Source organism: Bacillus thuringiensis, assembly GCF_001182785.1.
GTDB classification, from domain to species: Bacteria; Bacillota; Bacilli; order Bacillales; family Bacillaceae_G; genus Bacillus_A; species Bacillus_A thuringiensis_S.
This window is the reverse complement of record NZ_CP012099.1, coordinates 4,778,354-4,793,197: the sequence shown is the minus strand read 5'-3', so window position 1 is coordinate 4,793,197 and position 14,844 is coordinate 4,778,354. Positions and strand designations below refer to the sequence as shown.

Genomic DNA, 14,844 nt, shown 5'->3' with positions numbered 1-14,844 from the left:
TATGACAGTAACATTTTATTCATATCCAAAGTGTGGCACATGTCAAAAGGCAAAGAAATGGTTTGAGGCAAACGATGTAGCATATGAGATGATTCATATTGTTGAAAATCCACCATCAAAAGAAGATTTACGTAATTTACATGAAAAAAGTGAATTACCATTAAAAAAATTCTTTAATACAAGTGGAATGCGTTACCGTGAACTTGGTCTAAAAGATAAGTTGAAAGATGCAAGCGAAGACGAAATGTATGAGCTTTTAGCATCTGATGGCATGTTGATCAAACGTCCAATTGTAACAGATGGAACGAATGTAACACTTGGTTTTAACGAAGAGCAGTTTGAAAGTGTGTGGAAAAAGTACCAATAAGGTATTTTTACATAATTAATACATTCACTGGAGGTACAGTCATGAGCATTCCAAATAATTTACGTTACTCTGAAGAACACGAATGGGTAAAAACTGAAGGTAATGAAGTTGTTATCGGTATTACTCACTTTGCACAAGGTGAGCTAGGCGATATCGTATTCGTTGAACTTCCTGAAGTAGGTGCAACAATCGAAGCTGACGAGCCATTCGGAAGCGTAGAATCTGTTAAAACAGTTTCTGAGTTATACGCACCTGTAAGCGGTAAAGTTGTAGCAGTAAACGAAGAATTAAGTGACCAACCAGAACTTGTTAACGAATCTCCATACGAGGGTGCATGGATGGTTAAAGTTGAACTTTCTGATGCAAGCCAAGTTGAGAAGTTATTAACTGCAGAAAAATATGCAGAAATGACAAACCAAGACTAATTATAGTCGACTAAAGGACAGCCTTTGTGCTGTCCTTTTTTATTTTGTGTAAAATAATGAATGTAGAATCATATACTAATTATCGTGTAGGAGAACGTTTTTTGAAAAAACTTTTTTGTTTAATCTTTATGCAGGTCTAGCCGCTTTTGTTTTTCGTTGTCTAGCTTTTCACGTCTAAGAATCTTCTGCACAAGAAGACAAAAAAGCGTTTTCTGTGCGAAAGAACTTTAGCCAAAAGGAATAAAAAGTTGGGCATTTCACTCCTTCACTTGAGGCGAAAAGAGCCTTGAGTGAAGGAGTTCGGGTACATTCTTGTTCTAAACGAGCCGCTTCCGCTTTTCATTGTCTAGCTCCACCTCCTAGCCCTTCATGTCTAAGAACCTTCCGCACGGGAAGAAAAAAAGCGTCTTCTGTACGGAAGAACCTTAGCCAACAGGGCTAAACAGTCGCTTCCGCTTTTCTTTTGCAAAAATAAACAGGAAACAACATGAAAATAACGAATATACTATATACTAAGTTCAAGGTTATATAGTATATGGTGATCGGGTGATGACATATGATTTATGTAGAAAAAGTCATTATTGTAGAAGGTACATCAGATAGAAGAAAGATTGAATCTATTATTCGTGAACCAGTGGAAATTGTTTGTACAAATGGTACAATTGGTTTGTCGAAAATGGATGAGCTCGTTGATCAGTTTTTTGATAAGGAAGTGTATGTGCTAGTGGATGCTGATGATGCTGGAGAAAAGTTAAGGAAACAATTTCGAAAAGAATTTCCGCAAGCCGAGCATATCTATATTGATCGCTCGTACCGAGAAGTGGCAACTGCGCCATCTACACACTTAGCAAATGTATTATGGGGAGCCGACATTGACGTTTATACAGAATATTTACGGTAAGGAATGATAGAAGTGATTGATTGGACAGGAGCCGAAGCTACAGCCCTAATAGAGAACGAAGAAAAAACAGTGTTATATGTATATACTCCAATGTGTGGAACATGCCAATTAGCAAAAAAGATGTTAACAGTCGTTGAGATGACAATTGAAGGCTTCAAAATTGGGATGTTAGATTTAAATTATGCTCCATATTTAGCGAAAGAGTATGGGATTGAAAGTGTACCTTGTTTACTTGTTTTTGAAAATGGGACACTGATGAAGAAGATATATGCATTTCATTCGGTTGAATATTTATATACGGAATTAAAGTAGGCGGCAAAATTTTTGCCGCCTCGACATATTTCTTGGGAAATATGTCGAGATGCAGGATGGATACAGTATTTGTCGAGCGAAAATAACAGGATTGCTCTTTAGTGAGAGGGAATGGTATGTAATAGAAAGTGATATGAAGGATGTGATTTAGGGTGAGATTATATTCTTTGCTTCAATCATTTGTAAATTACGCTAATGGTCAATATCATTTAGAACCGCTTTTAAGACGAGAGGAAAAAACTGTTAATTTCCGTTTTAGAGATGAAAGTTGTTCGTTACAAATTTCAAGAGATTATATAGAGCTGCTACATGAGGAAAGAGGAACGGAACAAATCATTTGCTTAGATGAAAAAGATATAGAGCAATTGGTGAATGGAAATGTACGATTGCAAATGTTAATGAACGATGGGCGTGTACAATATTCGGGAACGTACCGAACGATGTTATTAGTTGAATCAATGTTTCATATATGTAAACCGATGTCAGTAGGTGCTTAAAATTCTGAAGTTTCATTTTTTACGAAAATTTCTGTTGACATGGTAAGTGTATATTGATACAATTCAAGTCATAAAATATAGACAATTTCATAAATTTCAAATCAGACGAAAATTGAATCTGATTTCTCTTATCAAGAGAGGTGGAGGGACTGTGCCCTGTGAAGCCCGGCAACCGTCAACTTATGTTGAAATGGTGCCAATTCCTGCAAAGCGAATGCTTTGAGAGATGAGAGAGAGGGATAATGTTGTTATATACGCATATAAACCTTTCTGCTTCTCTAAAGCGGAAAGGTTTTTTTATTGTTTGAATGTGGAGGACATTCAAATAATAAAAGTAGTGATAGCGGTGGACTACACGCATCAAAAATAAAAAAATGCGGAGTCTATCTAAACAAAAAAGGGGTGAACATCATGATTCTATTAGAGAATGTAAGGAAAATATATAAGGCGAAAAGCGGTGATGTCACTGCTGTAGATAACGCCAATTTAAAAATAGAAAAAGGCGAAATATTTGGTGTTATCGGATATAGCGGCGCTGGGAAAAGTTCTTTAATCAGATTGTTTAATCAGTTAGAGAAACCGACTTCTGGCCAAATTACAATTGCGAATCGTGTTATATCAGCAATTACAGGAAGTGAACTTCGTAAGGCAAGGCAAGAAATCGGAATGATTTTTCAGCACTTTAACTTACTTTGGTCACGAACTGTACGTGAAAATATAGAGTTTCCACTTGAAATTGCAGGTGTTGATAAAACGAAGAGAAGAAAACGTGTTGATGAATTAATTCATCTTGTTGGATTAGAAGGAAGAGGAGACGCGTACCCATCTCAGCTGAGCGGGGGACAAAAACAACGCGTTGGGATTGCAAGAGCATTAGCTAACAACCCACAAGTACTTTTATGTGATGAAGCAACGTCGGCTCTTGATCCAGAAACGACAGATCAAATTTTGGATTTACTATTAGACATTAATAAGCGCCTTGGTTTAACAATTGTACTCATTACACATGAGATGCACGTAATTCGAAAGATTTGTAATCGAGTGGCGGTAATGGAGAGAGGAAAGATTGTAGAAACGGGTCCAGTACTTGATGTATTCCGTAATCCGAAGCAAGATATTACGAAACGATTTGTACAGCAGTTAACAGATTCTGAAGATACAAATGAAACGATTGAAAGTTTAATTGAAAAATATCCAGATGGAAAAGTGATTCGTTTGCAGTTTATCGGTGAGGCTGTAGAAAGACCGGTGCTTCAACGATTAATGCAACGTAGTGATATAGAAGTTAGCATTTTGCAAGGAAATATCGCACAAACGAATAACGGTTCTTACGGTAGTTTAGTTGTTCATTTAAATGGTGAGGAAACAGCGATCCAGCAAGCAATAGAAGGAATTCATCAAAATCAAGTAGAGCTGGAGGTGATTGCACATGGATAAGTTACTCGCAAATGTTGATTGGAATCAAATGTTAGAAGCAACTGGTGAAACGTTATATATGACGGCAATCGCAGCTCTTGCGACATTTGTTTTAGGACTAATTTTAGGATTGTTACTTTTCATGACAGCAAAAGATAATTTATGGGAAAACAAATCAATTAATACGGTGATTGGAGCATTCGTAAATATATTCCGTTCTATACCGTTCATCATTTTAATTATTTTATTAATCCCATTCACAAAGATTCTTCTTGGAACAATTCTTGGAGCAAGTGCAGCGCTGCCGGCTTTAATTATTGGAGCGGCACCATTCTACGCGAGAATGGTTGAAATCGCACTTCGCGAAATTGATAAAGGTGTAATTGAAGCTTCAAAAGCAATGGGAGCAAAAACAAGCACAATTATTTTAAAAGTATTGATTCCAGAATCGTTACCAGCATTAGTATCTGGTATTACGGTTACGACAATTGCTTTAGTAGGCTATACAGCAATGGCGGGAGTTGTTGGTGCTGGTGGCCTTGGGACACTTGCTTACTTAGAAGGATTCCAGAGAGGGAATAACGATGTAACAATTGTTGCGACAATTTGTGTATTACTAGTTGTATTTTTAATTCAGTGGATTGGTGATAGTTTAACGACTCGAATAGATAAACGATAATAAAAAACGGGAGGATGTTTCAAATGAAAAAATTATTACTTACGGCACTTATTTCAACTTCAATTTTTGGTTTAGCTGCTTGTGGCGGGAAAGATAAAGATGAAAAGAAACTTGTTGTTGGTGCTTCTAACGTACCTCACGCTGTTATTTTAGAAAAGGCAAAACCGTTACTTGAGAAAAAAGGAATCGAGTTAGAAATTAAAAAATTCCAAGACTACGTATTACCAAATAAATCGTTAGCGGATAAAGATTTAGATGCAAACTACTTCCAGCACATTCCGTATTTAGAAAAAGAAATTAAAGATAAAAAATATGATTTTGAAATAGCAGGAAAAATTCATTTAGAACCGATTGGTGTATATTCTCAAAAATATAAGAGCTTAAAAGAGCTTCCAGACGGTGCAACAATTATTATGAGTAATTCAGTTGCTGACCATGGACGTGGTTTAGCGATTTTACAAAAAGAAGGCATTTTAAAAATTAAAGACGGAGTAGATCCAGTTAAAGCAACTCCAAAAGATATTGCAGATAATCCGAAAAATCTAAAATTCAAAACGGATATCGAGCCTGGTTTATTGCCACAAGTGTATAACAATAAAGAAGGCGATGCTGTTTTAATTAACTCTAACTATGCAATTGATGCAAAGTTAAATCCGGAAAAAGATGCAATTGCAATTGAAGGAAATGATTCACCGTACGCAAACATAGTAGCTGTTCGTAAAGGCGATAAAGATAAGAAAGAGATTAAAGCTCTTGTGGAAGTATTACATTCTAAAGAGATTGAAGACTTCATTAATAAAGAATATAAAGGGGCAGTTGTTCCTGTAAAAGAATAATTGCTGAAAAGGGCTGGTCTGATGCCAGCTCTTTTTCATAACTACATAACTATTGGGGAGAAGGGGACATCATATGAAAAAGATTCTATTGTCAGTTGTTACAGCGCTGTCTGTATTTACATTAGCTGCTTGCGGAGGGAAAGAGGAGAATAAGCTTGTTGTTGGAGCTTCTAACGTGCCGCACGCTGTTATTTTAGAAAAGGCACAGCCGATATTAGAGAAAAAGGGTATTAAATTAGAAATTAAAAAATTCCAAGATTATGTGTTGCCGAATAAAGCGTTAGCGGATAAGGAAATTGATGCGAACTACTTCCAACACATTCCTTACTTAGATAAAGAAATCCAAGAAAAAGGATATAAAATTGTAAACGCAGGAAAAATCCATTTAGAGCCAATGGGCATTTATTCTAAGAAATATAAAAGCTTAAAAGACTTACCAGATGGCGGGACAGTGATTATGAGTAATAACGTAGCGGAGCGTGGCCGTATGTTAGCATTGTTACAAAAAGGCGGCGTGATTAAGCTTAAAGATGGTGTAGATGTGGTTAAGGCGACAGTAAAAGATGTAGTCGAAAATCCGAAAAACTTAAAATTTAAAACAGATGTTGAACCTGGACTTTCACCGAAGTTGTATGAAAATAATGAGGGAGATGCTTTATTCATTAATTCGAACTATGCAATTGATGCGAAGTTAAATCCAACAAAGGATGCAATTGCGATTGAAGGATCAGACTCTCCGTACGCAAATATTATTGCAGTTCGTAAAGGTGACGAGAAGAAAAAAGAAATTAAAGAATTAGTAGAAGTACTGCATTCAAAAGAAATTCAAGACTTTATTAATAAAGAATATAAAGGTGCTGTACTTCCGGTAAGTGAATAAATATGAGGAAAGGACTGGAAAATTACCAGTCCTTTTTTCTTTATATAAATAAGAAGAAAGGTGTATCATATAAGGATGCAAGGGAAATACTTATATACATTTGTGAAAAAATTGTTACTTTTTTTCGTCGTTTGCGATATCATTTTATTTGATATAAGATTAGAATGAGAATAAAATGAGAATATGAACGTTTTAGGAATTTTTAAAATGTATATATAGGATTAATGGAGGTATTGAGATGGCTGGTTCTACATTAACGGTTAAAGACTTACACGTATCAATTGATGGCAAAGAAATTTTAAAAGGTGTAAACCTTGAAGTAAAAGGTGGAGAAATCCACGCAATTATGGGACCTAACGGAACAGGTAAATCAACTTTATCTTCTGCGATTATGGGTCACCCAAAGTATGAAGTAACAGAAGGTAGCATCATCATCGACGGTGAAGATGTATTAGAAATGGAAGTAGACGAGCGCGCACAAGCAGGTCTATTCCTAGCAATGCAATATCCAAGTGAAATTAGCGGAGTAACAAACGCTGACTTCTTACGTTCTGCAATTAACGCACGTCGTGAAGAAGGCGATGAAATTTCTCTTATGAAATTTATCCGTACATTAGATAAAAACATGGAATTCCTAGAAATGGATCCAGAAATGGCACAACGTTACTTAAACGAAGGTTTCTCTGGTGGAGAGAAAAAACGTAACGAAATTCTTCAATTAATGATGATTGAGCCAAAAATCGCAATCTTAGATGAAATCGACTCAGGTCTTGATATCGATGCATTAAAAGTTGTATCTAAAGGTATTAACCAAATGCGCGGCGAAGAGTTCGGTTGCCTAATGATTACGCATTACCAACGTTTATTAAACTACATCACTCCAGACTTCGTTCACGTTATGATGAACGGTCGTATCGTTAAATCTGGTGGCCCTGAGCTTGCACAACGTCTAGAAGCTGAAGGTTACGACTGGATTAAAAAAGAATTAGGTATTGAAGACGAAACAACAGAGCAAGAAGCGTAAGAGAGGAGCATAAACATGACAATCGGTACATTACCTTTCGATCAAGAAACAATCCGTCAACGCGCAAGCGAAGTAAACGAAGCTGCTTGGTTGACTGAGTTCCGCTTACAAGCTCTTGCACAAGCAACAGAACTTCCAATGCCAACGCCTGATAAAACGAAAATTGAAAAATGGGACTTTATCGGAAAAGGCGACGCTGCTAAGCAAGAGCCTGTAAGTTCTTTAACAGAGCTTCCAGAAGCAGTGAAAAACTTAATCGATGAAAATAACAGCGTATTAGTGCAACGTACTGGTACAACTGCGTTCGTTTCTTTAGCAGACGAAGCAAAAGACAAAGGTGTTATTTTCACAGATATCGTAACAGCTGCAACAGAGCATGCTGAACTACTACAAAAGTATTTAATGAAAGACGGCGTGAAAGTAGACGAGCATCGTCTAACTGCACTTCATGCTGCATTAATCAACGGCGGTGCATTCGTATATGTTCCGAAAAACGTTGTTCTTGAAACTCCACTTCAAGCTGTATTCTTAGTAGACGGCGAAGAAGCTAACGTATATAACCACGTATTATTCGTAGCTGATGCGAACAGTACTGCAACTTATGTAGAAAACTATGTTGCAAATGAAAATGCTAAAGGTATTGCAAATATCGTAGCAGAAGTAATCGTGGAACAAGGCGCACAAGTGAAATTCGGTGCGGTTGATCTATTAGCAAAAGACGTAACAACTTACGTTAACCGCCGCGGTGTTGTTGGACGCGACGGCCGTATTGATTGGGCTCTAGGCCTTATGAATGACGGAAACACAATTTCAGAGAACGTTACGAACTTAATGGGCGACGGTTCATATGCTGATACGAAAACAGTAACAATTGGCCGTGGTAACCAAACACAAAACTTTACAACTAAAGTTGTTCACTTCGGTAAACACTCTGAAGGTTGGATTTTAAAACACGGTGTACAAAAAGATAGTGCAACATCTATCTTTAATGGAATTGGTAAGATTGAACACGGTGCATCTAAATCAAATGCACAACAATCTTCTCGCGTTCTTATGTTAGACGAGAAAGCTCGCGGTGATGCGAACCCAATTCTTTTAATTGACGAAGATGATGTAATGGCAGGTCACGCAGCTTCAGTAGGCCGCGTAGATCCGTACCAATTATACTACTTGATGAGCCGTGGTATTCCAAAACGCGAAGCAGAACGTTTAGTCATCCATGGATTCTTAGCACCTGTAGTTAATGAGCTTCCAATTGAAGGAGTAAAAGCACAGCTTGTTGAGGTAATTGAAAGGAAAGTTCGCTAATGAATATTCATGAAATACGCAAACAGTTTCCAATTCTTGATCAAAAAGTGAACGGCAAACAACTTGTTTATTTCGATAGTGCAGCAACTTCTCAAAAACCAATTCAAGTCATTGAAACGTTAGAACGTTACTATAAAGAATATAATTCTAACGTGCATCGCGGTGTTCATACGCTCGGTACGAAAGCTACCGACGCGTATGAAGGTGCACGTGAGAAAGTTCGCAAGTTTATTAACGCGAAATCAATGGAAGAGATTATTTTCACGCGCGGAACGACAACTGCATTAAATACAGTAGCGGCTAGCTATGGCCTTGAAAATGTAAAAGAAGGCGATGAAATCGTTATTTCTTACATGGAACACCATAGTAACATCATTCCGTGGCAACAAGTTGCGAAGAAAACTGGCGCAACTTTGAAATACCTTCCGCTTCAACCAGACGGTACAATTTCTTTAGAAGATGTTCGTCAAACTGTTACACCGAATACAAAAATCGTTTCTATCATGCAAGTATCAAACGTACTTGGAACGATTAACCCTGTAAAAGAAATCGGAGCAATCGCACACGAAAACGGAGCAATTATGGTCGTTGATGGTGCACAAAGTACACCTCACATGAAAGTGGATGTACAAGATTTAAACTGTGATTTCTACGCATTATCTGCTCATAAGATGTGCGGACCTACAGGTATCGGCGTATTATATGGTAAGAAAGAATTGCTAAACAATATGGAGCCAATTGAATTTGGTGGTGAAATGATTGATTTCGTAGATTTACAAGAATCTACTTGGAAAGAGCTTCCGTGGAAGTTTGAAGCGGGTACACCGATTATCGGTAATGCAATCGGACTTGGTGCGGCAATTGATTTCCTAGAAGAAATCGGTCTTGAAAATATTGAAAAGCATGAGCATGAATTAGCGCAATACGCTTTAGAAAGACTATCAGAAGTAGATGGCGTTACAATTTATGGTCCAAAGCATCGCGCTGGTCTTGTTACATTTAATATTGAAGACGTACATCCTCACGATGTAGCGACTGTATTAGATGTAGAAGGCATTGCAGTTCGCGCAGGACATCATTGTGCACAACCGCTTATGAAGTGGCTAAAAGCTTCTTCAACAGCACGTGCGAGCTTCTATTTATATAATACAAAAGAAGAAATTGATACATTTGTTGAATCGCTAATCAAGACAAAGGAGTATTTCACAAATGTCATTTAATAATTTAGATACGTTATATCGTCAAGTTATTATGGATCATTACAAAAATCCTCGTAACCATGGCGTGTTAGAAGATAGTGTTACCGTTAACTTGAACAATCCAACTTGCGGCGATCGTATTCAACTTACGATGAAAGTAGAAGAAGGTATTGTGCAAGAGGCGAAGTTTGAAGGCGAAGGATGTTCAATCTCAATGTCTTCAGCTTCAATGATGACACAAGCAGTAAAAGGTAAGAAAATTGAAGAAGCACTTCAGCTTTCGAAAATTTTCTCTGACATGATGCTAGGAAAAGAGTACGATGACAGCATCGATTTAGGAGATATTGAAGCATTACAAGGCGTATGCAAGTTCCCTGCACGTATTAAATGTGCAACATTAGCGTGGAAAGCGTTAGAAAAGGGCTTAAACGAAGATAAGTAATGTTAAAGGTTCCTAAAAATGAGGTTATCTAAGGAGGGACACACCAACATGGCGAAGCAACTGCCAGATATCGGCGATTACAAATATGGTTTCAAAGACAAAGACGTTTCGATTTTCCGTGCTGGACGCGGTTTAACAAAAGAGATCGTTGAAGAGATTTCACGTATGAAAGAAGAACCACAGTGGATGTTAGACTTCCGTTTAAAATCACTGGATAAGTTCTATGAAATGCCAATGCCACAATGGGGCGGCGACTTAAACGACTTAGATTTCGATGAAATTACGTACTACGTAAAACCATCTGAGAAATCTGAGAAGTCTTGGGATGAAGTACCTGATGAAATTAAAGCAACATTTGATAAATTAGGTATTCCAGAAGCTGAGCAAAAATATTTAGCTGGTGTATCTGCACAGTACGAATCTGAAGTTGTATACCACAACATGAAAGAAGACCTAGAAGCTCTAGGAATCGTCTTCAAAGATACAGATAGCGCATTAAAAGAGAACGAAGATATTTTCCGTGAGCATTTCGGAAAAGTAATCCCACCAACAGACAACAAATTCTCTGCATTAAACTCTGCAGTTTGGTCTGGTGGATCATTCATCTACGTTCCAAAAGGTATTAAAGTTGATACACCACTTCAAGCGTATTTCCGTATTAACTCTGAAAATATGGGACAATTCGAGCGTACGCTTATCATCGTAGACGAAGGCGCACACGTACACTACGTAGAAGGTTGTACAGCACCTGTTTACACTACTAACTCACTTCACAGTGCGGTAGTAGAAATCATCATTAAAAAAGATGCGTATTGCCGTTATACAACAATCCAAAACTGGGCGAACAACGTATACAACCTAGTTACAAAACGTGCGGTTTGTGAAGAAAACGCAACGATGGAATGGATTGACGGTAACATCGGATCTAAATTAACGATGAAATACCCAGCAGTTATCTTAAAAGGCGAAGGCGCTCGTGGTTTAACATTATCAATCGCGATTGCTGGTAAAGGCCAACACCAAGATGCTGGTGCGAAAATGATTCACTTAGCACCAAACACGTCTTCAACAATCGTTTCTAAATCGATTGCGAAGCATGGTGGTAAAGTAACTTACCGTGGTATCGTACACTTCGGACCAAAAGCGAAAAACTCTCGCTCTAACATCGAGTGTGACACGTTAATCATGGATAACCAATCTACATCTGATACAATTCCTTACAACGAAATCAAAAACGATTACGTTTCACTTGAGCACGAAGCGAAAGTATCGAAAGTATCAGAAGAACAATTATTCTACTTAATGAGCCGTGGTATTTCTGAGCAAGAAGCTACAGAAATGATCGTAATGGGCTTCATCGAGCCATTCACTCGCGAACTTCCAATGGAATACGCAGTTGAAATGAACCGTCTAATCAAGTTTGAGATGGAAGGTTCTATTGGTTAATAGATAAAGTAGAAGCGCCCTGCTGTGCAGGGCGCTTTTTTGTTTTGCGGATTTGTCTTGGCTTGGGAGAGGATACCCGGGTGGGTGTTCAGCTAAATATATCAACGATTTTTCAAATATATCGATCATAAACGGGAATATATCAACGATTATTTCAATATATCAACGTTTCGACAAGGAATATCGATTTGTCGACAAGATAAGACAAAAGAAAATCCTCACATACCCCAAACATTTTATAAGAACAGAGAACGACTAGGTTTAAGACAAAGATACTGACAAATCCACTTGAACAACCACCCACTGAATTCTCTATTAAACTTTTTGACAAATCCCCCCTCCCTCCACTATCTGGAATTATTTCCTGCATTAGCAAAATTTTCTCATATAAAAAAGGACAATCTTTTGCTTTTTCTCACAATGCGAGTACAATGTAAAATAGCAAGAAAAGACGAAAAGTATTTACAGGATTATTGTGTGCGCATAGCGTAAATGGCAGTAAGGAACTGAGAGGAGGTTTTTTCTCTGAATACAAATAAAGAAACAATCATCCACCTTTATCATACAAACGATATACATAGTCATTTTGAAAATTGGCCGCAAATTTCTCGGTTTGTTCTAGGGGAGAAAAAGCGAAGACAGGAAGCGGGAGAGACTGTTTTGACGGTTGATATCGGCGATCATGTGGATCGTTTTCATAGTATTTCGGAAGCGACAAATGGGCTTGGGAATACGAAGCTTTTAAATGAGGCGTTATATGATTATGTAACAATCGGAAATAATGAAGGCATTACGTTAGCGAAGGAGCATTTGAATCGTCTATATGATGATGCTGGATTTGAGGTGCTCGTTGCGAATTTATTTGAAAAAGAAGGGGTACGTCCAGCGTGGGCGAAGCCTTATAAATTACATACGACGACAGATGGGATTACGATTGCCTTTATCGGATTAACGGTAGCTTATCCAGAGTTTTATCATATGCTCGATTGGCATATTGAAGATCCGCTTATCCATTTAGAGTCTATTTTAGAAGAAGTGAAAGATGAGGCGCATATTACAGTTGTCCTATCTCACCTTGGGAAAAGTATGGATGAGTATATGGCGGAGCATTATGATATAGATGTTATTTTAGGTGCGCATACGCATCATTTATTTGAGCGTGGTGTTCTACTGAACAATACTTTACTTTGTTGTTGTGAAAAGTGGGGGCGCTACGTTGGTCACGTGCAGCTTAATGTGGATATAGAGACGAAGAAGCTGTTGAAAAAAGACGGTAGAGCGATTAAGACGGAACGGTTAGGTGCTTATAGCGAACCGTTATCCACAATTGAAATACTGCAGGAAGAAAGTAAGCATATAATGGCAGAGCCTGTCGTTCATTTAAAAGAGTCATTACCGGTTGATTGGTTTCATGAGACGCCGTTTTCTCATATGTTAGCAAGTGCACTGAAAACATGGTGCGGTGCAGAAATTGGAATGGTGAATGCCGGTGTACTTCTTGAAGGATTAGAAGAGGGTGTTGTAACGCGCGGAGATATTCACAGAATTTGTCCACATCCAATTAATCCGTGTGCTTTGAAAGTTCCAGGAAAGATATTAAGAGAAGTTATTTTGAAAGCACGTAAGCCGAATATGGAGAATCTTGAGGTGAAAGGATTCGGATTTCGGGGAAAAGTGATGGGGAAAATGATTTACGCTGGTGTAGAAGTCATTCCAGATACGATTCCTGGCAATAAAATTTTATTAGAAGATGTATTGATTAACGGCGAATCGCTGGAGTTAGATCGTATATATACAGTAGGAACAATTGATATGTTTACGTTTGGATACTTATACCCAGAGCTATCCACACTTTCTGGCAAACAATATTATATGCCAGAACTACTTAGAGATGTGTTAACAGATATGTTAATAACTCATACATCTTCCGTTAAACTATAGGCTAGTTAACTTGTAACACTCATTTTTCTCTTGTCATACAGATAAGAAAGAGAGGAGTGTGAACTATGGTTAATGTGGAGCCAATTATAATTGATAATTATACGTTTATTGCGGTTAGCGTCAAACTTCCAAAGACGAATTTGCTAGCTGTAATGAGCGATAAAGGATATATTATGTGTGGTGCATTAGATGTAGGTCTTTTAAATGAGAAGTTAGGTGATCGGGGAATTATTGCTGGTCGTGCGGTTGGTGTAAGAACGATTGAACAACTTCTTGAAGCGCCACTAGAATCGGTAACGACTGGAGCTGAAGCATTAGGCATTCCAGCAGGAACGATTGGAAAAGAAGCATTATTAAAAATGAGATAAGCATATATCGTCCCTCCTTCTTGCATAGAAATGATATAAGAAGGAGGTTTTTTTATGAGTATATTTCGCTCGAAAAATTCGCGGTTTCGAAGGGGACCTATTGCCTTTCGGTATATACTGCTTATGTCGTTTATTCTTTTTGTTATATTACTTACGCAAGGGTTGTGGATTGTGAATAATAGTATTCAGCCGACCTTAATTAAATATGGGGAAGTAGAGACACATAAAATGGCGACAGCAATTATGACGAAGGCGGTAAAGGATAGAATTAATGAAGGATTCGATGTCGATTCATTAATGAAAGTACAGAATGATAAAAACGGGAAAGTATCCACAATTAATTTAAATACAAAGCAAGTAAATGAAATCGTAACGTCAACGACCACGTACATAGAAAAATATTTGCAGCAAGTAGAACAAGGGAATTTGAAGGAGCTAGGTATTTCAGAAAAAAACGGGGCGACTATGGCAGTGCCTTTTGGGCGTGTAACTGATAATGCGCTTCTTGGTAATATAGGACCAGATATTCCGATTCATTTCACGCCAATTGGGCATGTGAATACAGATATTAAACAAAAAATTGAGCCGCATGGGATTAATACTACAGCGATTCAAATTGTTATGGAAATGGAAGTAACGCTGCAAGTAATTATTCCATTTCATACGAAAGAGATAACGGTGAAACAAAATGTTCCGATTGCGACGCGCATCGTTCAAGGGGAAGTGCCTACGTATTATGGAAGCGGAAGTGTTGCTGTACCTGATAAAAAGAAAACAGATAGTTAGTTGCATATAAAGTGAAA

Annotated in this window: 17 protein-coding genes and 1 riboswitch; all 17 genes read left to right on the top strand. The window is 37.7% G+C overall.

Translation table 11 applies throughout. The features are described 5' to 3' along the window. The first annotated feature begins 1 nt into the window (after window position 1). The 17 genes from AC241_RS24865 (at window position 2) to yunB (ending at window position 14,827) form a co-directional block, all read left to right on the top strand. The gene (locus tag AC241_RS24865) at window positions 2-367 is read left to right on the top strand and encodes an arsenate reductase family protein (RefSeq protein WP_000218968.1); all 366 of its coding nucleotides are present in this window, start codon (window positions 2-4) and stop codon (window positions 365-367) included. Between the two features lie 41 nt (window positions 368-408). Next, window positions 409-792, top strand: a complete 384-nt coding sequence (gene gcvH, locus AC241_RS24860) for a glycine cleavage system protein GcvH (protein ID WP_000026896.1) — start codon at window positions 409-411, stop codon at window positions 790-792. Between the two features lie 556 nt (window positions 793-1,348). Next, the gene (locus AC241_RS24855) at window positions 1,349-1,693 is read left to right on the top strand and encodes a toprim domain-containing protein (protein ID WP_000640870.1); all 345 of its coding nucleotides are present in this window, start codon (window positions 1,349-1,351) and stop codon (window positions 1,691-1,693) included. 3 nt (window positions 1,694-1,696) lie between these two features. Next, complete coding sequence (locus AC241_RS24850; protein WP_080990855.1) at window positions 1,697-2,005, top strand: thioredoxin family protein; 309 nt, start codon at window positions 1,697-1,699, stop codon at window positions 2,003-2,005. A gap of 152 nt (window positions 2,006-2,157) precedes the next feature. Beyond that, window positions 2,158-2,502: a hypothetical protein gene (locus tag AC241_RS24845; protein WP_029443533.1), complete on the top strand. Its 345-nt coding sequence runs from the start codon at window positions 2,158-2,160 to the stop codon at window positions 2,500-2,502. Window positions 2,503-2,627: 125 nt separating this feature from the next. Then, window positions 2,628-2,735: riboswitch (SAM riboswitch) on the top strand. Between the two features lie 178 nt (window positions 2,736-2,913). Further along, window positions 2,914-3,939, top strand: coding sequence for a methionine ABC transporter ATP-binding protein (locus tag AC241_RS24840; RefSeq protein WP_050844671.1), 1,026 nt, complete (start codon window positions 2,914-2,916; stop codon window positions 3,937-3,939). Beyond that, window positions 3,932-4,597 carry a methionine ABC transporter permease gene (locus tag AC241_RS24835; protein ID WP_000359401.1) on the top strand — a complete coding sequence of 222 codons (666 nt, stop codon included), beginning with the start codon at window positions 3,932-3,934 and terminating at the stop codon, window positions 4,595-4,597. The genes AC241_RS24840 and AC241_RS24835 overlap by 8 nt, the downstream gene beginning before the upstream one ends. A gap of 23 nt (window positions 4,598-4,620) precedes the next feature. Beyond that, on the top strand, window positions 4,621-5,433 hold the full coding sequence (gene metQ / locus AC241_RS24830; protein ID WP_043935771.1) for a methionine ABC transporter substrate-binding lipoprotein MetQ: 813 nt from the start codon (window positions 4,621-4,623) through the stop codon (window positions 5,431-5,433). 73 nt (window positions 5,434-5,506) lie between these two features. Further along, complete coding sequence (gene metQ / locus AC241_RS24825) at window positions 5,507-6,313, top strand: methionine ABC transporter substrate-binding lipoprotein MetQ (RefSeq protein ID WP_000722401.1); 807 nt, start codon at window positions 5,507-5,509, stop codon at window positions 6,311-6,313. Window positions 6,314-6,551: 238 nt separating this feature from the next. Next, window positions 6,552-7,337 carry a Fe-S cluster assembly ATPase SufC gene (gene sufC / locus AC241_RS24820; protein ID WP_000929163.1) on the top strand — a complete coding sequence of 262 codons (786 nt, stop codon included), beginning with the start codon at window positions 6,552-6,554 and terminating at the stop codon, window positions 7,335-7,337. A 15-nt stretch (window positions 7,338-7,352) separates the two neighbouring features. Further along, on the top strand, window positions 7,353-8,645 hold the full coding sequence (gene sufD, locus AC241_RS24815) for a Fe-S cluster assembly protein SufD (RefSeq protein ID WP_000152173.1): 1,293 nt from the start codon (window positions 7,353-7,355) through the stop codon (window positions 8,643-8,645). Further along, window positions 8,645-9,865, top strand: a complete 1,221-nt coding sequence (gene sufS / locus AC241_RS24810; RefSeq protein WP_050844670.1) for a cysteine desulfurase SufS — start codon at window positions 8,645-8,647, stop codon at window positions 9,863-9,865. Before sufD ends, sufS begins: the two co-directional genes overlap by 1 nt. Further along, on the top strand, window positions 9,855-10,286 hold the full coding sequence (sufU, locus tag AC241_RS24805) for a Fe-S cluster assembly sulfur transfer protein SufU (protein ID WP_000009523.1): 432 nt from the start codon (window positions 9,855-9,857) through the stop codon (window positions 10,284-10,286). Before sufS ends, sufU begins: the two co-directional genes overlap by 11 nt. Window positions 10,287-10,334: 48 nt before the next feature. Continuing rightward, window positions 10,335-11,732 carry a Fe-S cluster assembly protein SufB gene (gene sufB / locus AC241_RS24800; protein ID WP_001118824.1) on the top strand — a complete coding sequence of 466 codons (1,398 nt, stop codon included), beginning with the start codon at window positions 10,335-10,337 and terminating at the stop codon, window positions 11,730-11,732. A 525-nt stretch (window positions 11,733-12,257) separates the two neighbouring features. After that, window positions 12,258-13,673, top strand: coding sequence for a bifunctional metallophosphatase/5'-nucleotidase (locus AC241_RS24795; RefSeq protein WP_263480556.1), 1,416 nt, complete (start codon window positions 12,258-12,260; stop codon window positions 13,671-13,673). 65 nt (window positions 13,674-13,738) lie between these two features. After that, entirely contained in the window at window positions 13,739-14,041 is a 303-nt protein-coding gene (locus tag AC241_RS24790; RefSeq protein WP_000248466.1) for a YunC family protein, read from the top strand. 54 nt (window positions 14,042-14,095) lie between these two features. Next, window positions 14,096-14,827, top strand: coding sequence for a sporulation protein YunB (yunB, locus tag AC241_RS24785; protein ID WP_050844668.1), 732 nt, complete (start codon window positions 14,096-14,098; stop codon window positions 14,825-14,827). Window positions 14,828-14,844: the final 17 nt, after the last annotated feature.

Coding starts and splice junctions, on each gene's coding strand:
- AC241_RS24865 (WP_000218968.1), top strand. CDS start 2: ATGACAGTAACATTTTATTCATATCCAAAGTGTGGCACATGTCAAAAG.
- gcvH (WP_000026896.1), top strand. CDS start 409: ATGAGCATTCCAAATAATTTACGTTACTCTGAAGAACACGAATGGGTA.
- AC241_RS24855 (WP_000640870.1), top strand. CDS start 1,349: ATGATTTATGTAGAAAAAGTCATTATTGTAGAAGGTACATCAGATAGA.
- AC241_RS24850 (WP_080990855.1), top strand. CDS start 1,697: ATGATAGAAGTGATTGATTGGACAGGAGCCGAAGCTACAGCCCTAATA.
- AC241_RS24840 (WP_050844671.1), top strand. CDS start 2,914: ATGATTCTATTAGAGAATGTAAGGAAAATATATAAGGCGAAAAGCGGT.
- AC241_RS24835 (WP_000359401.1), top strand. CDS start 3,932: ATGGATAAGTTACTCGCAAATGTTGATTGGAATCAAATGTTAGAAGCA.
- metQ (WP_043935771.1), top strand. CDS start 4,621: ATGAAAAAATTATTACTTACGGCACTTATTTCAACTTCAATTTTTGGT.
- metQ (WP_000722401.1), top strand. CDS start 5,507: ATGAAAAAGATTCTATTGTCAGTTGTTACAGCGCTGTCTGTATTTACA.
- sufC (WP_000929163.1), top strand. CDS start 6,552: ATGGCTGGTTCTACATTAACGGTTAAAGACTTACACGTATCAATTGAT.
- sufD (WP_000152173.1), top strand. CDS start 7,353: ATGACAATCGGTACATTACCTTTCGATCAAGAAACAATCCGTCAACGC.
- sufS (WP_050844670.1), top strand. CDS start 8,645: ATGAATATTCATGAAATACGCAAACAGTTTCCAATTCTTGATCAAAAA.
- sufU (WP_000009523.1), top strand. CDS start 9,855: ATGTCATTTAATAATTTAGATACGTTATATCGTCAAGTTATTATGGAT.
- sufB (WP_001118824.1), top strand. CDS start 10,335: ATGGCGAAGCAACTGCCAGATATCGGCGATTACAAATATGGTTTCAAA.
- AC241_RS24790 (WP_000248466.1), top strand. CDS start 13,739: ATGGTTAATGTGGAGCCAATTATAATTGATAATTATACGTTTATTGCG.
- yunB (WP_050844668.1), top strand. CDS start 14,096: ATGAGTATATTTCGCTCGAAAAATTCGCGGTTTCGAAGGGGACCTATT.